Source organism: Chitinophaga sp. S165 (assembly GCF_003182155.1).
GTDB lineage: Bacteria > Bacteroidota > Bacteroidia > Chitinophagales > Chitinophagaceae > Chitinophaga.
Map to the genome: position 1 here is coordinate 108,507 of NZ_QGTG01000001.1, position 21,207 is coordinate 129,713.

General features: G+C 42.8%; 20 protein-coding genes. 11 read left to right on the top strand and 9 right to left on the bottom strand.

What is annotated here, in order from left to right; translation table 11 throughout:
• Positions 1-307 precede the first annotated feature (307 nt).
• A complete protein-coding gene (locus tag C7475_RS00430) occupies positions 308-2,269 on the top strand; it encodes a T9SS type A sorting domain-containing protein (protein ID WP_158286371.1) in 1,962 nt (653 codons plus the stop codon).
• Between the two features lie 423 nt (positions 2,270-2,692).
• On the top strand, positions 2,693-3,232 hold the full coding sequence (locus C7475_RS00435; RefSeq protein WP_110049842.1) for a hypothetical protein: 540 nt from the start codon (positions 2,693-2,695) through the stop codon (positions 3,230-3,232).
• Positions 3,233-3,365: 133 nt separating this feature from the next.
• Here the strand turns inward: C7475_RS00435 and C7475_RS00440 are convergent, their stop codons facing one another.
• The 6 genes from C7475_RS00440 to C7475_RS00465 all read right to left on the bottom strand — a co-directional run bounded on the left by C7475_RS00440 (position 3,366) and on the right by C7475_RS00465 (position 8,211).
• On the bottom strand, positions 3,366-4,022 hold the full coding sequence (locus C7475_RS00440) for a DUF4272 domain-containing protein (protein ID WP_158286372.1): 657 nt from the start codon (positions 4,020-4,022) through the stop codon (positions 3,366-3,368).
• Positions 4,009-4,275 carry a hypothetical protein gene (locus tag C7475_RS00445; RefSeq protein ID WP_110049847.1) on the bottom strand — a complete coding sequence of 89 codons (267 nt, stop codon included), beginning with the start codon at positions 4,273-4,275 and terminating at the stop codon, positions 4,009-4,011. Before C7475_RS00445 ends, C7475_RS00440 begins: the two co-directional genes overlap by 14 nt.
• Before the next feature lie 241 nt (positions 4,276-4,516).
• Positions 4,517-4,876, bottom strand: a complete 360-nt coding sequence (locus C7475_RS00450) for a hypothetical protein (RefSeq protein WP_146217422.1) — start codon at positions 4,874-4,876, stop codon at positions 4,517-4,519.
• 294 nt (positions 4,877-5,170) lie between these two features.
• Positions 5,171-5,923 carry a hypothetical protein gene (locus C7475_RS00455; protein WP_146217423.1) on the bottom strand — a complete coding sequence of 251 codons (753 nt, stop codon included), beginning with the start codon at positions 5,921-5,923 and terminating at the stop codon, positions 5,171-5,173.
• A 227-nt stretch (positions 5,924-6,150) separates the two neighbouring features.
• Complete coding sequence (locus C7475_RS00460) at positions 6,151-7,437, bottom strand: NAD(P)/FAD-dependent oxidoreductase (protein ID WP_110049853.1); 1,287 nt, start codon at positions 7,435-7,437, stop codon at positions 6,151-6,153.
• Between the two features lie 570 nt (positions 7,438-8,007).
• Complete coding sequence (locus C7475_RS00465; protein WP_199236149.1) at positions 8,008-8,211, bottom strand: hypothetical protein; 204 nt, start codon at positions 8,209-8,211, stop codon at positions 8,008-8,010.
• 433 nt (positions 8,212-8,644) lie between these two features.
• On the opposite strand from C7475_RS00465, the gene C7475_RS00470 reads away from it, so the two are divergent.
• From C7475_RS00470 to C7475_RS00485, 4 genes are all read left to right on the top strand, one after another.
• Positions 8,645-10,129 carry a DUF4231 domain-containing protein gene (locus C7475_RS00470; protein WP_158286373.1) on the top strand — a complete coding sequence of 495 codons (1,485 nt, stop codon included), beginning with the start codon at positions 8,645-8,647 and terminating at the stop codon, positions 10,127-10,129.
• Between the two features lies 1 nt (position 10,130).
• The gene (locus C7475_RS00475; protein WP_110049858.1) at positions 10,131-11,552 is read left to right on the top strand and encodes a hypothetical protein; all 1,422 of its coding nucleotides are present in this window, start codon (positions 10,131-10,133) and stop codon (positions 11,550-11,552) included.
• A gap of 294 nt (positions 11,553-11,846) precedes the next feature.
• A complete protein-coding gene (locus tag C7475_RS00480; RefSeq protein ID WP_110049861.1) occupies positions 11,847-12,374 on the top strand; it encodes a hypothetical protein in 528 nt (175 codons plus the stop codon).
• 207 nt (positions 12,375-12,581) lie between these two features.
• Positions 12,582-14,975 (top strand): ABC transporter permease, encoded by a 2,394-nt coding sequence (locus tag C7475_RS00485; RefSeq protein WP_146217424.1) that lies wholly within the window; start codon positions 12,582-12,584, stop codon positions 14,973-14,975.
• Positions 14,976-14,978: 3 nt separating this feature from the next.
• Here C7475_RS00485 and C7475_RS00490 read toward each other — a convergent pair whose 3' ends face one another.
• Positions 14,979-15,461: a thioredoxin family protein gene (locus C7475_RS00490; protein ID WP_199236150.1), complete on the bottom strand. Its 483-nt coding sequence runs from the start codon at positions 15,459-15,461 to the stop codon at positions 14,979-14,981.
• A gap of 193 nt (positions 15,462-15,654) precedes the next feature.
• Positions 15,655-16,104 (bottom strand): SLATT domain-containing protein, encoded by a 450-nt coding sequence (locus tag C7475_RS00495; RefSeq protein WP_110049868.1) that lies wholly within the window; start codon positions 16,102-16,104, stop codon positions 15,655-15,657.
• Between the two features lie 223 nt (positions 16,105-16,327).
• Here C7475_RS00495 and C7475_RS00500 point away from each other — a divergent pair, with 223 nt between their 5' ends.
• The 4 genes from C7475_RS00500 to C7475_RS00515 all read left to right on the top strand — a co-directional run bounded on the left by C7475_RS00500 (position 16,328) and on the right by C7475_RS00515 (position 19,730).
• Complete coding sequence (locus C7475_RS00500; RefSeq protein ID WP_110049871.1) at positions 16,328-16,660, top strand: hypothetical protein; 333 nt, start codon at positions 16,328-16,330, stop codon at positions 16,658-16,660.
• A gap of 24 nt (positions 16,661-16,684) precedes the next feature.
• On the top strand, positions 16,685-17,449 hold the full coding sequence (locus C7475_RS00505) for an SDR family oxidoreductase (RefSeq protein WP_110049873.1): 765 nt from the start codon (positions 16,685-16,687) through the stop codon (positions 17,447-17,449).
• 79 nt (positions 17,450-17,528) lie between these two features.
• A complete protein-coding gene (locus tag C7475_RS00510; RefSeq protein WP_110049876.1) occupies positions 17,529-18,971 on the top strand; it encodes an amidohydrolase family protein in 1,443 nt (480 codons plus the stop codon).
• Between the two features lie 96 nt (positions 18,972-19,067).
• Complete coding sequence (locus C7475_RS00515) at positions 19,068-19,730, top strand: hypothetical protein (protein ID WP_110049878.1); 663 nt, start codon at positions 19,068-19,070, stop codon at positions 19,728-19,730.
• A 397-nt stretch (positions 19,731-20,127) separates the two neighbouring features.
• Here C7475_RS00515 and C7475_RS00520 read toward each other — a convergent pair whose 3' ends face one another.
• Positions 20,128-20,502 (bottom strand): hypothetical protein, encoded by a 375-nt coding sequence (locus C7475_RS00520; RefSeq protein WP_110049880.1) that lies wholly within the window; start codon positions 20,500-20,502, stop codon positions 20,128-20,130.
• A gap of 328 nt (positions 20,503-20,830) precedes the next feature.
• On the opposite strand from C7475_RS00520, the gene C7475_RS00525 reads away from it, so the two are divergent.
• Positions 20,831-21,193, top strand: a complete 363-nt coding sequence (locus tag C7475_RS00525; protein WP_110049882.1) for a DUF2200 domain-containing protein — start codon at positions 20,831-20,833, stop codon at positions 21,191-21,193.
• The last annotated feature ends 14 nt before the right edge of the window (positions 21,194-21,207 follow it).

Here is a 21,207-nt window from a genome sequence, read left to right on the forward strand (position 1 = left end):
GAAAACACTCTACTTTTTAAGCCTTTTATTTTTTGCTGTTTTTTCTGTACATGCCGGTACAGATCCAATTCTGAAAAATGATCAGTTACAACAAATCCAAAAGCAAATTGAACGAACGGAATATTTTATCCGGAAAAATGACAATGTTAGCAGCTATCGAAGTCCTAACCGAAATAACGACCTAAACGCTACTTACACAGCAGATAAGCTTTGTGTAACTCCCCAGAATATCACAGAGCAATGGAGTTTTAGCTTGACAGTAAAAAGCGTGGGGGGCTACGTGCCAGTAGGGCAACCGCTGGTCAGCATGCATGAAAATACGGTACAATTCAATCATGACGATCATTTTACGGTAGTATACGATAACAATGAAGCTGGCATTGGACAGCACTTTATCATACAGCAACCAGCAACAGCCATGAGTATGCTGAAGGTACAGTTACAAGCCGGAGAAGGATGGGATGCAATCTATCAGAGCACGAGCGGCATTGCGTTCAAAAATAAAGATCAGGTGATCCGTTATAATGACCTGCAGGTACTGGACGCTAAGAATAATAAGCTCCCCGCACATTTTAACATCCGGCATAATCTAACAGAGATAGTTGTGGATGCAGCAAATGCTGTGTACCCTCTTTCAGTTAAATCTATCGTTGGCTCATATGTAGCAAGAAATGCGAAGTCGCTGCTACAACCTAACCAGATAGGGGCTAAGATGGGTACTTCTGTGGCAGGTGCAGGAGATGTGAATGGTGATGGATATAATGATGTAATTATTGGTGCTCCGTATTATACCAATGGACAATCGCAGGAAGGAGCCGTATTCGTTTATTATGGCAGTGCTCCCAACGGTATCAATCCTAATTTCTTTACCCTATTGGAGAAAAATATTCCGAACGGCCGATTCGGCAATTACATTGCCGGCGGGGGAGACGTGAACGGAGATGGCTTCGATGACGTAATTGTAGGAGCTCCCTATCGTACTGATTCATCTGCCACTGATACTGGAGCAGTGTATGTTTATTATGGCTCGGCATCAGGAATGACCACCACACCTGACATTATTCATTCCATAAGACAGGGTGATCATTTTGGGATCAGTGTGGCTATTGTGAAAGATGTTGATGCTGACGGTATTGATGATATTGCCATAGGTGCTGATAATTCTGATGGATATGTTACCATTATTTATGGAAGTACCTGGGGTGTTCTGAATTCATTCTCCACTGAGATTGCTATACCCGGAACTACCGGTTTCGGAACAAGGGTAGCGGACGGCGGTGACGTAAACGGTGACGATGTCAATGAAGTTATGGTGGTAGCAGGAGAAGATCTGTACATCTTTCGCGGAGATTATCAAAGGGGCATATCTGCTGATCGATATCAAACCATACTTCGCCCGAACGGGGCGGCCGGTTTTGGTTGTTCAATAGCTGGCGGTGGGGATGCGAATAATGATGGTTTCGACGATATACTAGTTGGCGCAAAGGACAGTGATGACCCTGAGGAAGGCTTTGTTCAATCAGGCACCTTTTATGTTTTTCTTGGCAGTGATACAGGAACCATTAGCGTACCAAGTCTGATAGCCCCGGGAAAAGCGGATTCTGCTCACTATGGATCACAAGTAGCATTTGCAGGTGACATTAATAATGACGGCAACGATGATGTATTATCTGCTTCCCCGAGCAAGGAAACCAGAGCCTCACTACAGGACGAAGGAGTCGTATTACTTTATTATGGCTACAATGCCGATCCTGGTGTAAATTTCTGGGTGACAGCAAGCATACGGGCAGACCTGGCCAACGCGCAACTGGGTTCGTCTATAGCTGGTTTAGGCGACGTGAATGCGGATGGCTACGAGGACTTTGTTATAGGCGCGCCTCAATTTGCCATCAGGGAAGCAAACGAAGGAGCTGGTCTGGTTTTCCTGGGAGAGTCGTGGACATCAGGGCGCATGGCAGGACCTTCAAAAGATAGTGTTGTGGCAATAAAACCAGCGACAACTACAAAAGCCAATCCTAGTGCGGTTGTAAGGCTATTCCCCAATCCGGTAATGGATAATGTTTCCGTGCAGTTTGACAACCTCAATGCTGCTAATAATACCTCTATCCAGTTGATGGATATGAATGGTGGTGTCGTGAAGACTATCCAGTTAGGAAAGGTAAATAACGGAAACCAATCTATTGATGTAAGCACACTCGTACCCGGTACATATGTTGTGCTTATACAGAACGGAAATAAGGTGGTTCGTCAGAAAATAATTAAGCAATAGCTTCATGGTCGGAGATTTATTGTCTCCGACCTTCTTTTTAAGATCCTGTAAATCCTAATAAAGATGAACACTTGGGATCTGTATGTTCAGCATACATTTCGGAACGTCCAAATAAGACAATTTCTATATCCGATGCTTCTCGCATAGCAGTCCTGAACCGAATGGTTTTGACAATCCGGGAATTCCATGAATATAACCTCCGCTCGTATAGTCAACCCTTCTAAAAGGGTCCAATAGGCTTTCTATCGGCTTCATATAAGGCTGCTAAAAGGTTACCAAAAGGGTATTAAGAGGTCATTTATATATCAAATCGATATTGAAGTGCCCTTAAAATGATCTTTTAATGACAATTTAATGTACTTATACGTACCTTAGAGAAACGACACAGGAAACTTGTATTACTAACCTCAAAACGACCTTTTTATGGCCATTGTTAAAGACAATATCCTCATGCAACTTGTCAGGGGTTCTCTTGGCAAGCAAATCACGATCTACGAAAGGAATGGGCAGATCATTATGGCGAAGAAACGCGGCCCATCAAAGAAAAAGCCCACACAAAAGCAGCTGGAGGCAAGGCATAAGATGACCATTGCTTCGATGCTTGCGCAGCAAATGCTGGAAGATCCACAGATAAAGGCTTACTATCAGTCGCTGGCAGGACCAGGGCAAAATGCCTATAATATAGCTGTGAAAGATGCTTACCGCAGTCCTGAAGTCCAGAATATCAGGTTAGAAAAGGAGGAAGTGGTAGTGACTGCCCAAAATGAGTTCCGTGTAGCAGAAGTGGAGGTAAGGGTGATAGACGCAGAAGGAGTTATCACAGAAAGTGGCCGGGCATTTTTGGGCCGGAATGGAGTAGATTGGTATTATAAAACCACTGTATTGCCTGCGGTTGGTAAAGTCATTGTGGTAGCGAAAAGTTTGCCGGGGATTCAAACGGTGAAGGAGTTGCTGCTTACATAAAGACCTCCTCACTGCACAAATGGCCTCTTTCCGATTGGGGCTCATTCCAGAGTGCGCATTAATTCTACAGCCGGTTTGAATTATTTTGATATGTGTTATTCCGCGTTAAAAAGTGGATAGGCGTAGCCGTAACTTAACAATAAATAGAATTACATTCAACACTATCCCAATCAACTGTTTGTGTCAGCCACACTAGTGCATATCTTCTTTCATAGATCATCGCGGAGTCAAAGGGGCATTCCAGGTTATTTATTTTACACCAATCACATATATAATCGAGGCGTGAATAGATGTCCAGCATTTTAATGATTTCAGGAACACTTCTGACTTTGAATACCGGGTTTTTTAGAAACTTGTCCGGATCGGTGTCTGTATTGAAAAAAGGATATCCTTTTTCGCTTGCGTTCAGATTACATAGATCGGAAAAATCTTCCAGGTTCTCAACGATAGAAAGCGCCCATAGTAATGTATAAACACACTCAGATTTCCATGTTTCATTAGTTTTATCCTCTTCAACTGCATTTTCAAGGAACCATCTTTCATTTTCTGTGAGGAATGTTTCCAGATTATTAGAACAGATGAACTCCAGGGCATCGTTCGGATTTACGATATCAAATGATACCTGCACTATTATTGCCAGGATAAAAGCTCTTACTTTAATTTCCTGTTCATTTCTTATTTGAAATGAATTATCAAGAGCTGGCAAAAAACTGAAATCATAATCATTCCAGATTTCTGCAATTCTTCTATCGTTTTCAGTCTTAGTTTTAACAAGATTAGTCTTCTGCATGTATGTCATACTTTAATATCCAAAGATCCTCAATCGATTCTCTTTGAATCAGATGATTCTTTTTTAGTTCAAGAACATGCTCGATAGAAGGATCATAGGCTAAAATTTCATTGAGGGGTATCAATGCCGGTTCATCGTCATGTGCTTCGCCACATAGGAACTGAAAATATTTTTCGGTCCGGATTACCAATAGAATATCCCGTTCTTTATCAAGAATGTGGCTGCAGCAGATTTGTTTTTTTGAACCGATCATCCATTAAATTTAGATATAATAAAATAGGTTTCAAAGCCCGGATATTAATTAAAAGTCTGCGTCCGGGATTATTTTACAAATAGAGCCAAATGGCTTTCATAACCTGCTAAGAATCAGACTGACGTGGTTCGCAAAAGCTCCGCTACCGGCAACAAAATAGAAGACCCACTCTTAGAGCGGGTCTTCTGTTTTATGTTACCTCTTGGTAATTAGCTGTTGGAGCAAATAGGAAGTATCATTCTTAATTGCAAAATGGATAAAGAGGGCAGAGTTTCAACTTAGCTTTTTTGATAGATTCTATACTAACTTCAAACTCTTCGGTATTGTTCGTTTTAGGTGTTTGTGCACCTTTGATTTCTGTCAATAATGCTCTGTAGCGTTCAAGGATCTTAGCGAGATTTTTACTTGATCCATCTTGCTGGTACGCCTCAGTTGCTTTTTGCGTTAAGACATCAAACGCCTTATTCGCGTTGTCGTTAAAAGCGACGTTCGCCAATATCTCACGTTTGGCTTCAGCGAGCTTTGCATTCAATGAATCTTTGGATTGTGCTTTGGTTTGCAGACTGAAAAGCAGTAGGAATCCACATAATAGTTTGTACATCTTCATAAGATTTAGTTAAGGAGGAATTAAATGATCGTTCTGCAAGCAGACTAAATAGTAGCGTCTGGTGTTTACTCTTGCCAGGCATCTAATCCCCGAAGTTGTAAAAATACCAACTACTTGGTAGTTTTACAAACCCTCTTACCGTTTTTGGGGGCCAAATTCCCGGATTTAATGAATGACCTGTATAATTGGCTTGTTCCGACAAGTTTATGGCATTAATGCCCATTAAATAGGTATTTTGATAATAATACCGGTACTTAGCCCATTTTGTAAACAGTTCTTTGTAAGTCATTAATGAGTACATCCTTCCCAATGTATGAATCTCATGTTTTCGTCAATGGCATATGCATAGGTTGTATTCTGGCCATTTTCTGTATTGTTGATCCTCACCATATAGCATGTTTTCCCATTCTCGGTCCACTCATTTTCTAATTCAATTGTATCTCCTTCAAAATTTAGGTCCTTAGAAAGGGTTACTTCCTTTTTAGTTTGAAACATCCCTTTCGCGAAAATCAACTTGGGGATATAAACAGCTTGACTTTTTTCAATCTCGTGGAGGCTGTCCAAGCGAGCTTCGTAGGTCTTCTTGTCTATTTGCCTCTTTAAAAAATATTGGCCAAATAGTTGAGTTAATGGTTCCGATAGTGTTGGCGTCGAGTTTTCTATTTGAAAAAGTGAATCTTTGCGATAGATAAACGTCGTTTGATGATAGGTAGAAACATATATTCGTCCATCATCGTCAATACTTTTTACAAACTGAGTTATACCAAAGCTTTGATTTTTAATGGTTTCTTTGAACGCTTCAAGACTCTGATACCAATCACTGCCAGATGTCCATATTTTTATTGTGTCCCCGAAATTGCCTCTCATAAAAAGTAATGAGTCACAGTTATAATAAACACGGAAGCCGGCAGGAGGGGTCACTGTATTTAATTTAATTCCTTGCTCCCGGAGGAAATTCATTGTAGCGCCAAAATCTGTGCTGTTTTGCGAGTATAAGAATACTGGTGTAAGCAGGCATAATATCAGAAGTCGAATTTTCATAAGGATTGTATATAAAGGAAAACGGTTTGCAATGTGTGGGCATTCCGTCTTACTTCAGTTTAGGCAAAGATATGCGGTGAAATCAAAAAAACAAATGACGCCTGATTGCGGTTGCAACCCCGCAGTATCTTGCCTGGCAAGTCTGCGGGGTTTATCTTTTTACTTCCTTAAACTTCCATGCCGTTCTGAATATAATGCCTCCCATCGCAATAACTCCCTCAACCGCGCTAATGCTTTTCTTTGGAGAAAAATATCATCCTGAGTGCCTGGTCTTTGGTCAGATAGGCTACGATCCAGCTATAAAGTGTCTTGAGCTTATTATTGTAATTTACTAATGATATCAGGTGGATGAATAGCCAGCTGAATAAACCCAGAAAACCGCTGAGATGAAATTTATGTTTGAACAGATCGGCTACTGCCTGGTTTCTACCAATAATGGCCATGTCTCCTCTGTCAAAATATTTGAAAGGAATTAGCTTCTTGCCTTTTGCCATCCTGAGAAGGTTCCGGGCAAGCGCTTTCCCTTGCTGGATCGCGGGCTGTGCCAGTTGCGGATGGCCCTTAAGATAATCGGAGTCGGTATACTGAACGGCAATATCTCCAATGGCATAAACATCCTCTAATCCGATAACTTTGCTGAAGGCATCTGTATGCATTCTGTTCCCGATACCGAGACTGCTCTGCGGAATCCCGTTAAAAATATGCGCCGTAACGCCCGCACACCAGATTAACGTCCCTGCTTCAATGACCTTGCCGTCCGAAAAGGTAACAATACCGTTCTCGTAGCTTTTTACATGTGTATTCAATTTGATCCGGACGCCCAGGCTATAAAGTGCATCATAAGCCTCCTGGTGGGTCTTTTCACTCATCGGGGCAAGCAACACCGAATTTCCATCAACAATATAGATCCTGCCATTCGCCTGCGCAAGTTCCGGATAGTCCTTCTTTATAATGAATTTCTTCATTTCGGCAAGCATTCCGGCTACTTCAACTCCGGTGGGGCCTCCTCCAGCTACTACAATCGTAAGGAGCTTCAACCTTTCCTTCGGATCTTTTTCTGTAGTGGCTTTTTCCATGGTCCTCATAAGCTCATTACGCATAAACAGTGCATCCTCCATTCCTTTAAGTGAAATGGCATTTGCAAGTACACTTTGATTATTGAAGAAGTTGGCCTTTGCACCGGCTGCGAAGATTAGATGATCGTAACTGATCTGATCATCGCCCAGGTGAACTACCTTGCGCTGTGTGTCTACAGCGGTCACTTCGCCGATCCTGAAATTGACCTTGCTGTTTCTGAAAATCTTCCGGAACGGGTAACTGATATTGGACGGCTCGAGAAAACCAGTGGCTACCTGATAAAGAAGTGGCGTAAAATAATTGAAGTTGTTTTTATCGATCAGCGTGACTTCATAAAACCTGTTCCGTAGCAGTCTTTTTGCAAAACTCAGACCGGCGAAGCCTCCACCGATCACTACTATCTGTTTCCTGTTGGGAAACTCTTCCAAACGTTTCATATCTGTGATATTAGTTTCAAACACCGACACGATCGATTTACTGGAGTTACCAGATTTTTTTTGCTTCGCGATCAGTTGAAAACAACCGGTTGATAGATCGATCCTGTGCCGATAAATAATGTTTTTGGGTTGTTATTACAATGTCATGATGGTTTGTGCACGGGCATACGCATCCATCATGCTACAGCATTGTAAATCTTTCACCCGATAACTTTTGTAATAATTTCACTGCCCCTGCAAGGGCCAGTATGTCCTTTCCTCAAGTGTGAGAAAATGAGGACGCTTTAGTATTCCCGGACAAGCATTTTTCCTGTCGGAATATCGCTTCGTTCGCTTTCGGTTCTATACCTTTCATAACTATCCTTTTGCTCGTGATATATTGTTTAACAGTACAAAGTTCCTATATATCAGCCAGGAAAAAGTTAATCTAGTTGAAGAAATTGCGCAAAAAAAGGTGATAAAAATCATAAAAGCATATAAACAGCAGCGGCCATTCCCTAATAATGATAGATCTGTATCCGGCATATCCATAAAACAATAAACCGGCCACTCAAGCCGGTTTATTCCTATTTAATTACCCTTTGCAATAAAACCCGGGACACCCGTCTTCACCACTTCATTAAACCGCTGCCTTGTTTGAATTTGATTGATCGCTTCGAACGCATCTTCCGGCAGGGGAGAGATATCAAAATTCTCTCTGGCGCGAGCCGCTGTTTTCGGAGTGGTAAGCAAAGCTGTACCCCGCTGCACTGCCCAGGCTAATAGCTTTGGCACAATTAAACCGGAAATTATAACTAGTACAGATGATCCCTGAATGACCGGCCACTTAAGCCTAAAAAATACCAACTAGTTGGTATTGTTATGATGTTAAAGTTTTGGCAACTTTATCATCAGCAGGTGTTAAATATCTACAGGATATTTACGGATGCTTATTACATTATAAAGGATGGCTTGAATCAGAACAGACTATGCTAAAATTGATCGAATGTTATTCCCCTTAACCCCGACTTTCCTTGTCTCACAGTTGTTCCCCTGCTGCCGGATAAGTAAGAGGCAGGCCAGCATTGGCTATGTATATCAGTTTTCTGTTCCCTGACTCACACTATGGTAATTAGCGGCCATATTATTTGGACAATGGAAAATCTCAAAGAGGATGAATGACATCTTTATTCTGTTCTTCAGAAACATTTTAACATACCCCAATCGCATGTCAGATCAAATGTCCTTAAAAGAACTGCATCAGCAGCGAATGCGGCAGTACATTGAATTGATCAACCAGTTGCCCATAGACGCCGCAAAGAAGAAGCAATTGAATGTTGACTTCATCAATTACATCTTTGTGCTGCATAACCTCGCGAGAAAGCATATGTGGCTGAATGATGTGACTAATGTGATGGTCATTATTCTTAGCGCAGTAGTGCCTATAATGATCAATGTAGGTGTCGATTCTGATGATGATCAGGTTGTTGATACGGGTTTTATAAGAGTAGCTACCATTCTGAGTGTAATACTGGCTGTAGTCAACGCCTTCCGGCAGGCGTATAAATACCGGGATCGTTGGCAAAGCCATCTGGAAACAGCAGAACAACTGATACTGGAGGGACAAAGCTACTTCTCACTAAGCGGAACTTATTCCGTATTTGCTACCCATGAACTGGCATTTAAGAAATTTATAGAGACGGTCAATCTCCTGCGATCAAAACAGATCAGTAAATACATTAATCAGATACTATCGGTAAATGATAAAGAGATCGTTGAATCTATCAATACGGAAATAGCAACGCGGACTACAGCAATAAATACTGCAAAAGACAAAGTTGAACTTCGCAAGCTGATCAACGATGAAGTGAATGCCTACGCAAAATCCCATCTCGAAATATCCTACTTCGAAATAGAGCACGATCGTATGTTGATCACATTATTTACTAATACCGCAGATTTTGTGCCGCCAGAAAAGTTTGTTTTTAAGCATAAACGCCTTTCAGGAATTGTTTACAGAATTGAAATGAGCGTTGCAGAAGCAGAGATCCAGAGCGATATGATGGTTTCATCAGGCGTAAAGAATAAGGATATGCCGAACAGAGGCTTCGGTAATGCCGGTTGTATCCTGAAACGCGCAGATGATACGCAGGTGTTTGTTACGTGTTACCATGTAGTGAAGCATAATGATCAGGATTGGGACCTGTTTGTTCCTGGTGCGCATGATGAGGTGATCGATACAGATGGGAATGTGATAGGGAAGATCATTGATGCAGAAAAGTCCGCGGAACTTGATACCGCATTGGTGGAGCTTGATCCCGATGTCAGTTTCGATGACTTGCTACCCAATCAGGTAACGGTAAAGGAACCAATCTTTATAGATGAAGAAAATCTGGATGAGTTCAGGGATGTTTTCATACTAAGCCGGGTCAGGAACTTCAGACGGATACAGGGCCGGCTTGCACAGGTTAACAGGAACGTCACACTGAATTATGGCACTAAACTGAATCCTGACCGAAAGAACCTTGATAATGTAATGATCGTGCATTTTGTAAGTACTGAACCATTCTCTCTTGTTGGCGATTCCGGTTCTCTGGTATTTGCAGAAGATGGCATCGCCATCGGATTACTCGTTGGTGGAGATAAAAAGAGAGCGTCATTTGTTATTCCTTTTACTACAATAAATGATCACTATAACCTCAAATTCGAATAATATGAAAAAAGCAGTCGCCTTTCTTTTTAGTTTATTGTACGGCTTAATCTTGTCGCCATCTTTATTTTCCCAGGTTTACTACATAAGGGAAAATGGAGGAAATATTGTGTTTCAGCAAAGGCGGAATGGAAGTTTTGTAAATCAGACAGCTGAAGACATAAAAAAGATCCCGGTGAGAAAGAACCTGAGATTTGATGTTAGTGGCCTTGCTGCTACAACAACGTTTAAAATTGAATTAACTCCACCAGGTGGTACAATATCGGAAGTCACGAACAATGCCTCAGTTATTTCCCTTGCTAACAAGCAATATAAAATTGTCAAAGAAGGCGGTTCCATAGGAGTTTTAAAGCTAACAGCTACTCCCACTGGAGGCGGAACTCCGGTAGTTTTTGATAACCTCGGAGCAAGTGCGTCTCCGGTCGTTAGAGACGGAGCTGACGCTGGTAATGGCAATGATAATAACGCTGAAACCTTTTCAAGCTGGAGAAAATACCTGCAAAGCAATAGGGGAGGGTATTTGGATATTATCAAGGGAAGGCAGCGTTACTTTACCTATAAAAACATCGCATACATCTGTTTAGATCCACTTGGTAATATTATCGGCAAGAAGCCTGTGAATATTGATCAGGATGACGATATCATTATTCTGATGGTTGTTCCGAATACAGAGGCCTTCGACACCTATAGTATTAACGACAATGATGCAGAATATGCACCTTCCGACTTAATGATACGGCCTACAGAAGCTATTCCGGATGAGAATATCCATTCAGGAGAGGAAAGGGAAGAGCTCCCGTACACGGTGAAGGTATTCAATAAAGGCCCTTACACATCCAGCGATGTGACTTTTACTGCAATGCAGGAAAACGCAATGCTGAATAACATAACTGTTCATGTCAATCCTCTTTATCATTTGGGGCTGGGTGTGTCCTATGTCAGCTCCAGCCTGGAAAATCCGGATTTCCAGTTGGTACCATTAACAAGTACGACAAATACGATTAAAGCTGCTAATACCGGCCGCCAGACCATCCTCACGATTAATGCTATCTGGTACTGGTGGTCGACCATAAGATATATCGGAGGAAGTTCTATCACAAGAGGAAGAGACGTGTTAAAAGAGCCCGACTTCCTGACCCGCTTTAATCCCACGTTTGGCGTAGGACTATCCCGCAGCATTGAGAACAACTTCTTTGCCGGTATCAATTTTGAGTTTGCCAGAGGAGGTAGTATAACAGCCGGTTGGCATTATGGTAAAGTTAGCAGGCTGTTAGATAAAGATTTCAAATTGGGAGAGACAGAATTTACAGGGACACAGGCAGATATAAAAACTGATAACGTATGGAAGTGGGGAGGCTTCTTTGGCGTAACGCTAGACACCAGGATCTTTAACAGGTTATTTTCCACAACCAGATCAAACAATTAATGATCCCTCAAACACAACTTACTAAATAGCAAAGCCGGTAGGTATAAAAGCTTGCGCTATCGGCCGTAAAACATCAAATCCATTCTGGTTGTGGATTTGATGTTTTTTTTACAACTTCTCTTGCAACGGTTTAAATTTAAATACCGAAGCCGTTTAAATTTTCTATATTACATACCGGAACCGGAGAAACAGTTGCAGCCGCCAGCCCGCATATAACCCGATGTAGATAAGTTTAATAAAACACGGCGACGGTAACTGAACATTAACCCTCCCTATTTAAAGCAACTTTCCTTTATGAAAAACAGACGATCTGCTTATTTCCCTGCAATGAAATTTTATTATCTGCCACTGATATTGCTGTGTGCCTTAAGTCTGGTAACAGGATGCCGGAAAAGTAAAGACGATAATCACTGCGATGATATACTGAGTGAAAGGCCGCCTACCATGGCAGCGTTAATAATCGTAGATAGACAAACCGGAGATACTATCCTTTTGTCAAAAGATATTGAGGCCTCATCCATAACAATCACGCAGGAGGGCACAGATCTTCCTTCACAGCAGGGTATTATTGGCAAACAAAGAGGTGCGCCTACCTATGGGGCATTCGTCTTTCACATCACGGATGTAAAAAAAGGCACATTTAAATATACAATAGACATCCCTGGTGTGGGTATTATTGCATTATCTTATATTAATAAGGAAATAAAGACGGATAATGAGTGTAACCCTTATTATATAGATGTAACTGATCCTGTCATTGAAGGGCACGAGTTCACTGCGAAGGAAGTAGGCTCCGGGGTATTGATCAACTTGACACTTTAGGATTATTTCAATCGTGCGTCCGCGTTTGCACAAGCGTTGTTCGATATCGGACATCGCCTGGCCATAAAACGGCTTAAAATACACTTAGAAATAGGATTTTTCAGCCTGGCATTGATCTTGTTGCTGCACTACGTTCAGCAGGCGCGCTGGACCCGTCGGAAGACGTGTACCGCCGTCAGCACCAAGTCAACCCAGAACGCTATCCGCATGCTTAAAAATTATATCAGGACTGCCTGGCGCAGCATTCTCTATAACAAGACCATCACCCTCATCAATTTGTTTGGTCTCTCTGTCGCTTTAGCCGCATTCATTTTTATCGCACTTTGGGTACAAAATGAATTAAGCTTTGACAGTTATTATAAAGATGCAAAGGACATTTACCTGGTGCAAATGAAATTTACGGGGGATGATCAGGCAAATCCACTCACATCACTGCCTGTAGCGGAAGCGCTTAGAGAAGAGACTAAAGTGGTCAACGTAGCCAGGATGGCGAGATGGATGGGGACGTTGAATGTCAACGGACAATTATTCAATCAGAAAACAGGGATCGCTGTCGACAACGACTGGTTTGAAATCTTTGACTACAATGTTATAAGTGGCGACGTTCGATCATTTAACGAGCATCCTTATTCCGTCATCTTTACTCAGTCCAGGGCAAGACAACTGTTCGGCGATAAAGACCCTGTCGGACAGGTCATCAAACTGGACACTACATTGTACCAGGTAAAAGCGATCGTAAAAGATAATCCTGTTAACTCAAGCATACAATTCGATATGCTCGTGCCAATGGCTGCACGTCTCGCATACAGGAAAGGAGATTATAACAACTGGACCAATCTTAGCTATCGTACCTTTGTAAAGGTCCAGCCCAATACAGATATTAACGCCTTTACCCAGACCGCAACAAGACATGCGCACGAGTTATCCAAACTGACAAACTTCTCCATAGCAGGGCAGCCTTTGCCTGAATTACACTTTGATACCGATTCATCCGACCCTGTTTTCCGCCGTGGCAGCCGTATGGCTGTATTTGTTTTTAGTGTGCTCGGAATACTGCTCTTAATAACGGCAAGCATTAACTATATAAACCTTACCATCGCGAGGGCCAATGCACGCGCTAAAGAAATAAGCATCCGGAAGATCGTCGGCGGTAGCCGTGTGCAGTTGTTCTGCCAATTCTTAACGGAATCTTTTTTACTATGCCTTTTCGCGTTGTCCATTTCGATTATCATAATGGGGCTCAGCCTGCCTTCGTTTAATGCGCTTACTGAAACCAATTTCCAGTTATCAGTTGCTTCAACTATTTTATGGCGTGTATTACTGGGCGCCTTATTATTCACCACCCTTGTGAATGGCGTGTTCCCGGCACTGACCTTATCCTTTTTTAAACCATTGGATTATTTGCAGGGTTATTCCTTGCTGAAGTTTAGAAACGTATTACTGCGCAAGGGATTAGTGGTATTTCAGTTTGTGATCGGTGTGGTATTTATCATTGGTACGATCATAATTTATCTTCAGATGGATCTGGCACAAAGATCTGCAGCCCATTATGATCGGGCACAGGTTGTAACATTTGATATCCCTTCCCAGGTATTGCAGAAGATGGATTACGACCCGCAGCAGATCAATCTCTTCACTGAAGCCATCCGGAACGATCTTGAACGCAACAGCTTTATAGAGAACGTGGCCGTCGCAAGTACTTCTATTGAAGGAAATCTACTTAATTCAAGTGGAGCACGCAACTGGTATTGGGAGGGAATGGATACAACCCTGAAGGCGCAGATCGTTCATTTGTTCCTTTCTGCTGAAGCCGGGAACATCTTCAATTTTCAACTGAAGGAAGGCCATTGGTTTAACAAGGACCACTCCGATAAGAAGAATTATATCCTCAATGAAACAGCTGTAAGAACATTAGGGATTCGGCCGCCTTACGCCGGACAATTATTTGCCAGAAATGGTGGAGATACGGGGCAGATTATCGGCGTGATAAAAGATTATAACTTCCGCTCGTTATACAATAAAGTTGGCCCGATGGTCATAAGCAATAACAATAACGACGAACTTGCGTCTGTATTATTTGCGAAGATCACTGCAGGTAATATTCCCAGGGCAATGGACGCCATAGCCGGAACATGGAAAAGATTTGCTCCTGATGCCCCGCTTGAGTATCAGTTTATGAACGAGGCATTCGATAATGTGTACAAGAATGATTTAAAGATATCAAAATTGGTCCTGCTTTCCTGTTGTATTTCCATCATCATTTCAGCACTCGGTTTATTCGGACTGGCCACATTCGTGGCGGAGCAGAGAAGAAAGGAAATAGGCATCCGCAAGGTAATGGGAGCAACTGTTGCGCAGATCACAGTAATGCTATCAAGAGATTTTGTAAAGCTGGTAGTATTCGCAATCGTCATCGCATCACCTATTGCATGGTGGTCCATGAATAAATGGCTGCAGAACTTTGTCTACAGGATAAACATAAGCTGGTGGATCTTCTTAGTAGCAGGCATCCTTGCTATACTGATCTCATTGTTTACCATCGGCTTTCAATCGGTCAAAGCAGCAATGGCAAACCCGGTTAAGAGTTTGAGAAGGGAGTGAGGCTTAAAATGCCTCCAGCCTTTCAAGGATGGTCAGTAGTTCCAGTTGAACGCTCACACCTTTATCTTCGTTATACCACTTTTGAATGGCGATCTCTTTGTCATCATGAGAAACGTGTGCCGCGACCAGTTCATAGAAGAGCGCCTGGCATTGTGCAGGCCTGGAACCCCAGGAGGCAAGCTCGTTTCCCATACCGTCAGTGATGACCAGCTTTGGGATCGCTTTTTTTCCATTGGTAAGATGGCTCTCAATTAAGAACGGAGGTGAATCACGCAGCTGATAATCCAGGGTGATCAGCGGATTCTTCTCAGCCACCATTTGTATAAAAGGCTGTGTATGCGCAGCATCGCCACACCAGGCTTCCGTGATAATGGTCCAGGTCTGTGGTTTGTCAATACGTTGTACCGCCGCAATCAGCTCCGGATTGAGTATGCCGTGTTTATGCCATCTTTCTATGCGCCGCTGGTTAAGCTTTACATAGTTCATGTATGTGGGATTGTTATATGGGCTCAGAGGCGCCGGATCCGCTAATATTGATATAAATAACTGCTGATAAGTATTTGCATTCATCGTTCGGAAAATAATATTCAAAGTACCATTTTTTGACCAGAAAGTGGCGCTTTACGGAAAGCTTATTGCCTGATCCATTTCTGCCCGGATAACCTCAGTTGAGCGCGCATTAGTCTTCCCCTCCGTCATAATTTTCAATGATCGTTTTTTGAGCCTGCAGGATCTTCTGGTATTCCTCAAAACGACTATCCTTGTTACCTTCATATATTTCCGGCCCCTTCATATAATCGTAACATATACGGTCGCGCAGTCTTCTCAGGTCGAACAAAAGAACGTCATAACTTCTTCCTTTGTCCCTGAAATTGAACAGTCCCTCAAGAGCCGCCAGTAATGCCACGCTTGCACTAATGATCAAAACAAAGTTATCGGTATCCGGTTTGCCGCCATCTTTGATTCTCCAGCCGGTTAGAACTGTAATGGAAGATCCTGCAATAAAAGTAACAACTTTGCTGGCGCGGTACATGACTGTGTACATTGTTTTTTTGCGCTGAATACTGTCAATCCTCAATTCGACATCGCGGTATAAGAGGTCCTTCTCTTTTAATTCTGGAATTTTCATGTTTCTGATCAAGTATTATAGGGGTATGTATGATCTTCGTAGGACCATCGCCGCGGTAAGATAATAAAAAAGAGGTAAATACAATAAAGTTCGCCTGGCGGATATTCCGGTCCTGTATTTCCTGCTCCATCCATCGGCATACAGATTGGAAAAGTTGGGTAAATATGTGATCTTGTAAACATGAATGAAGCCACTGCTTCTAAACTCAGAAAAATAACCATAGATGGATAATTTGCAATACAAGGATACTAAGCTGCTGAATATCTATGATGAGATCTGTGCTGTTTTCGGCAGCGATTTTTTCTCTCTGCCTGATTTTTGGGATGGAGATAATTTCGCTATGGGATTGATAAACCATAACAAGCTGATTTATATATCAGCGTGGGACGGCAGAGATTGTCCGGAAGATGAGATGAAATACTTCGCCGAATTTGAAATAATAGATATGATCACATCTGAAACAATTACCACAGAAAAAAGCCTTGAGGGCATCGGTGAAAATGAGCTCATCAAGGAGATGATAGCGTTTGTTACTGATCGGCCTGAATACAAATAACTTCGATCTAAATTGAAACTGACTATGAAACCATGGACATTGACCAATAAGAGAGCCCTGGTAACAGGCGGCACAAAAGGTATTGGCAAAGCGATCGTAAATGAATTACTGGCGCTGGGCGCTGAAGTATTGTTCACCGGCAGGACAGTGGAAGATGTTAAAGCAAGAGAAGCCGAATGGCAACAACAGCAGTTTAAGGCGTACGGCCTGGCGGGCGATGTCACAGATGCAGATCACCTGGCGGCAGTAAAACAATGGCTGGAAAGCAACTGGGGCGGCCTGGAAATACTGGTGAACAATGCAGGGACCACTATCCGCAGACCCAGCGTCGATTTTACAACAGAGGAATACCGCCGGGTACTCGATATTAACCTGATAGCACCCTTTGAATGGAGTAGAAAGTTGTTCCCCCTGCTGAAACAGGGCAACAACGCTGCGGTTATCAACATCTCGTCTGTGGCAGGCTCTTTAGATGCGGGTACGGGGGCGCCCTACGGCATGTCCAAATCAGGACTTAACCAGCTCACGAGAAACCTGGCAGGAGAGTGGGCTAAAGAACGTATCAGGGTAAATACGGTGTCTCCCTGGTACACATATACCCCGCTCACAGAGAGTGCGCTCGCCGTTCCTGAAGTGCATGACAGGATCGTTGCCCGTACGCCTATGCGGCGTATTGCCCAGGATGAGGAAATGGCCGGTGTAGTAGCCTTTCTGGCAATGGATAAGGCTTCATATATCACGGGGCAGGAAATTAAAGTAGATGGAGGTGGCTCAATAGGACTGTTCTGAATGGGGGCTGGTGGTTGCAGGTCATGGGCAAATACAAAATGCCGGCCATTGTGTGCAATAATTTCAATATCTTATAACAATGAACAAGCGCTTTGTCAATCCTGCCTTTCTGCTGCTGTTAATATTCTCAGCGGCCGTCGTCAACGGATGTAAGAACGCATCAAAGATCTCAACCGTTCAGTCAGGCCTCGTCCCTGGACTCTATGTGATCAGAGACGTGAACATTATTCCTATGACAGCAGATAACAGGGTCATCCCGCATGCTACTGTTGTGGTAAAGGATAAAAAGATACTGTCCATCAATGAGGCTGTTCCCGCATCCGCGAAAGTCATAGACGGTAAAGGGAAATGGCTGATCCCCGGGTTAATTGACATGCACGTCCACAATATTTCCGATATCAGTTTCGGACAAAGTTATCCCACCAAAGGCGCTAACTTTTTTCCAGACAACCAGGATTTCATGTTGCTCTATATAGCTAACGGCGTCACTACTACGTTGGAGTTGAGCGGCCGCGCGGAGCACTTCGGACAGCGTAATGAGATCATCAAAGGAAATGTGACAGGACCCCGTATTGCCATTGCGGCGCTGATAGACGGTGGCAACGGTGGCGGTATGATTGCCAATACCCCTTCCGATGGCAGGCAGACCGTTCGCGTGGCAAAAGGGATGGGCTATGATTTTATCAAAGTATATTCCAGCCTCAGTATCGAAACTTATGATGCTATTGTCGACGAAGCCGCTAAGCAGGGAATGAAAGTACTGGGACATATACCTAACGCCTTCAAAGGCCGGTTGCAAGACGCATTTATAAAGAATTTCACTATGGTAGCGCATGCTGAAGAATTTTCCAAACAAACGGATAGCTTCAGTACCGCCGATGCGGAACGCTTTGCACAACTGGCTAAACAAAACGGTACCTGGCTGACGCCCACCCTGATCACAATGGTCCGGATTGCCCAGCAGGCCCGCACGCTGGATAGTATTAAGGACCTTCCCTATCTGGCATATGTGCATCCATTGGTAAGTAGTAAGTGGCTTACTACCAATCAATATAACCGTAACACATCGCCCGACAGGGTAGCCTTCTTTGAAAAAATGGTGGCCTTCCATGTGCAATTGGTAAAGGCATTCAAAGACGCCGGCGTTCCTATGGTGGCCGGTACCGATGCCGGCACATCGGGAGTGGTATGGGGTTATTCCCTGCATGATGAACTGGAGCTCCTGGTCGATGCCGGCCTGACTACCGGAGAAGCGTTAGCTGCAGCCACAAGATCGGCAGCAAGCTGGCTTCGGATCGGTGATAAGGTAGGCACTATTGAACCCGGAAAGTTTGCAGATATGGTCCTGCTGAATGCCAATCCAATGGAGAATATCAGCAATACCCGGAATATTGTCGGCGTATTTGTGAACGGACAATGGGTCACTCATGCCACGATGTCTGCCATGCTTGCTGATCTGGCCAAACGGAACGCCGCGAACAAAGGGAAATTTGAATGGAGCAGGAGAGCAGAACCGATGTAGCCCTTTTATCCTCTGTTCTTAATTTCTTAAACAACCCGTTTATGGAAACCTGGATTTTTAGGCATCATGTCGGAGATCACCTTAAATCGACTTCCCATGAATCAGAAAATTCACTTTGCTATTCTGACACGGGTCGGAGCCATTTTGCTTATCCGGTCCCTGTATCTGAAAACCAGGACTAAATATCAGCAATCCTCACGGTTGCAGCTAATGCATATTGCAGTATTACTCTTCTCAATACTGGCAATTCCAGCTTATGGGCAGGATAAATATGCGTATCTGAATTCCGGCATTCCTATGGAGCTTAAAGGGACAGAATATGTGCTGTCAAGATTTGAATATGGAGGTAAAAAGTCATCGGTGCAGTATCTCTTATTCATAAATACCCGTAACGGTCAATTCAAAAGGATTGATTTTCCAGATAATGGCAGGATCCAGTCAACGGTACAGATTAAGATAGATAGCTTACAGATTAACAAGATAATGATGGCTATACATTCGACAAATGATGACAAGCATTTCAACTGGGTATACCCCACTCAGCTTTTCTTATTTTCTATTGACGGAAAAGAAAAAGTAGCACTCACTGAAGAAAGGTTTTTTGCACGGACCTGGGAGATCAACAATACAACTGGAAGCATTGTAGTAACCGGGTATTATGACATAAATGGTAACCATGAACATGACGCGTCCGACGAATTTCAGATGTTGCTTTACGATCTAAAGACTGCAAAACTGATATCAAAGATCAACCTGTAAGGGCGCTCATCTTTTTTAGGTCAATCTTCCGCTTTATTCTTTTGTTCGGTTGATCGAATTTGAGACGTATATGATACAGTTGAAACCCGAAAATACGGAGAAGTGCCCTAATCAGCTGTTTTGGTGTATTTACGATCTTAATTGATGAAAATGAGTATGTTATGATGTGTTGATGTAGCTAAAAATCAGTATATCCCGCAAGTCTTTTCTACTTAACTTTGTGATATGAAAAATCTGCGGGATCAACGCGTCAAAATAAACAGGTATTTCGTTATTGAGGCAGGTGATGAACAACACATGTGCCACTAAGCGGAAATACTAAACTACCCGGAAATTCGCCGGAATACAAAAAAGCCCCTTGCGGGGCTAAAGATTAAAAGGGGATACGGAATGGCTTTTAACTGCGAACGATTGATGATTCTTTAACAACCTGCCATCTTCCGGATAAGTATTCCCATATTACGGTGAAGAACTTTCTGTTTAATTTTCCATCAAACACAAGTTCACGGGTAATTACGACCATGCCCATATCGCCGTCTACTACAGCGTAATGGTATTCTGTCTTGGAGGAAAGTGGTTCAGCATTAGCATCGCTGTTTCCCTGAATAAAGGCAACGAGCTGTTCTTTGTTCATGGTATCTACTACGCCTTCCTCATCAACTTTAACGATGAGAAGTTTATCTGCATAAGCTTCCTTTACATAAGGCACGTTAAAATGTGTAGCCTGATAAATGAGGTCTTTGGTTAATTCGATTAGTTCCTGACTGTTCATCGTTTGATTTTTTGAAGATTAATTTATTGGGTTTATATCGCGGAGGTACAATAACAGCAGCGTGACTGCATATCGACGGTGTTGTAACCTCTAAGAATGTGGGGAGGTTTGCAATACTTATGCCTGTGGGTAATAAGTTGTTAATCAACCGTTTAAAATCATGTTTGGGCTTAGTTTTCATTGTATATCGCCAAAGTCGCGGTTTAACCACGAAATACAGCCCCTCAGGTAACGAAATTAATTTTCTATGGTATCTTTAGAGAATAACGAAGGGTACGTAAAAGAACCGGAGAATCTATATATTTTTAAATAATCCAAAAGCAAGGGTATGCGTAGTTCCGAAACACAAGATCAGCGTATTGCAAGAATGACCTTTTCCTCGGTCTATCCTATGTATGTTGCAAAAGTGGAGAAGAAAGGCAGGACGGAAGAAGAATTATATCAGGTAATAGAATGGCTGACAGGCTTCGATAAAAAGAAGCTCAATGAACTGATAGACGAAAAGGTAACTTTCGAAACCTTCTTCCAGCGTGCTTCGCTAAATCCCAATGCGCATCTCATTACCGGTTTGATCTGCGGATATCGTGTAGAGGAAATTGAGAACCCGTTGACACAAAAAGCCAGGTATCTGGATAAGCTGATAGATGAGTTGGCGAAGGGCAGGAAGATGGAAAAGATCCTCCGTGGATAGCGGGGAGCTATCAA

Excerpts from the sequence above, each read along its gene's own strand:
- C7475_RS00430 (WP_158286371.1), top strand. The coding sequence starts at position 308 with ATGCATGAAAATACGGTACAATTCAATCATGACGATCATTTTACGGTA.
- C7475_RS00450 (WP_146217422.1), bottom strand. The coding sequence starts at position 4,876 with ATGTACAAACTATTATGTGGATTCCTACTGCTTTTCAGTCTGCAAACC.
- C7475_RS00475 (WP_110049858.1), top strand. The coding sequence starts at position 10,131 with ATGAAAAAAGCAGTCGCCTTTCTTTTTAGTTTATTGTACGGCTTAATC.
- C7475_RS00460 (WP_110049853.1), bottom strand. The coding sequence starts at position 7,437 with ATGAAACGTTTGGAAGAGTTTCCCAACAGGAAACAGATAGTAGTGATC.
- C7475_RS00435 (WP_110049842.1), top strand. The coding sequence starts at position 2,693 with ATGGCCATTGTTAAAGACAATATCCTCATGCAACTTGTCAGGGGTTCT.
- C7475_RS00445 (WP_110049847.1), bottom strand. The coding sequence starts at position 4,275 with ATGATCGGTTCAAAAAAACAAATCTGCTGCAGCCACATTCTTGATAAA.
- C7475_RS00500 (WP_110049871.1), top strand. The coding sequence starts at position 16,328 with ATGGATAATTTGCAATACAAGGATACTAAGCTGCTGAATATCTATGAT.
- C7475_RS00505 (WP_110049873.1), top strand. The coding sequence starts at position 16,685 with ATGAAACCATGGACATTGACCAATAAGAGAGCCCTGGTAACAGGCGGC.
- C7475_RS00470 (WP_158286373.1), top strand. The coding sequence starts at position 8,645 with ATGTCAGATCAAATGTCCTTAAAAGAACTGCATCAGCAGCGAATGCGG.
- C7475_RS00490 (WP_199236150.1), bottom strand. The coding sequence starts at position 15,461 with ATGAACTATGTAAAGCTTAACCAGCGGCGCATAGAAAGATGGCATAAA.
- C7475_RS00515 (WP_110049878.1), top strand. The coding sequence starts at position 19,068 with ATGAATCAGAAAATTCACTTTGCTATTCTGACACGGGTCGGAGCCATT.
- C7475_RS00480 (WP_110049861.1), top strand. The coding sequence starts at position 11,847 with ATGAAAAACAGACGATCTGCTTATTTCCCTGCAATGAAATTTTATTAT.
- C7475_RS00455 (WP_146217423.1), bottom strand. The coding sequence starts at position 5,923 with ATGAAAATTCGACTTCTGATATTATGCCTGCTTACACCAGTATTCTTA.
- C7475_RS00525 (WP_110049882.1), top strand. The coding sequence starts at position 20,831 with ATGCGTAGTTCCGAAACACAAGATCAGCGTATTGCAAGAATGACCTTT.
- C7475_RS00520 (WP_110049880.1), bottom strand. The coding sequence starts at position 20,502 with ATGAACAGTCAGGAACTAATCGAATTAACCAAAGACCTCATTTATCAG.
- C7475_RS00485 (WP_146217424.1), top strand. The coding sequence starts at position 12,582 with ATGCTTAAAAATTATATCAGGACTGCCTGGCGCAGCATTCTCTATAAC.
- C7475_RS00495 (WP_110049868.1), bottom strand. The coding sequence starts at position 16,104 with ATGAAAATTCCAGAATTAAAAGAGAAGGACCTCTTATACCGCGATGTC.
- C7475_RS00510 (WP_110049876.1), top strand. The coding sequence starts at position 17,529 with ATGAACAAGCGCTTTGTCAATCCTGCCTTTCTGCTGCTGTTAATATTC.
- C7475_RS00440 (WP_158286372.1), bottom strand. The coding sequence starts at position 4,022 with ATGCAGAAGACTAATCTTGTTAAAACTAAGACTGAAAACGATAGAAGA.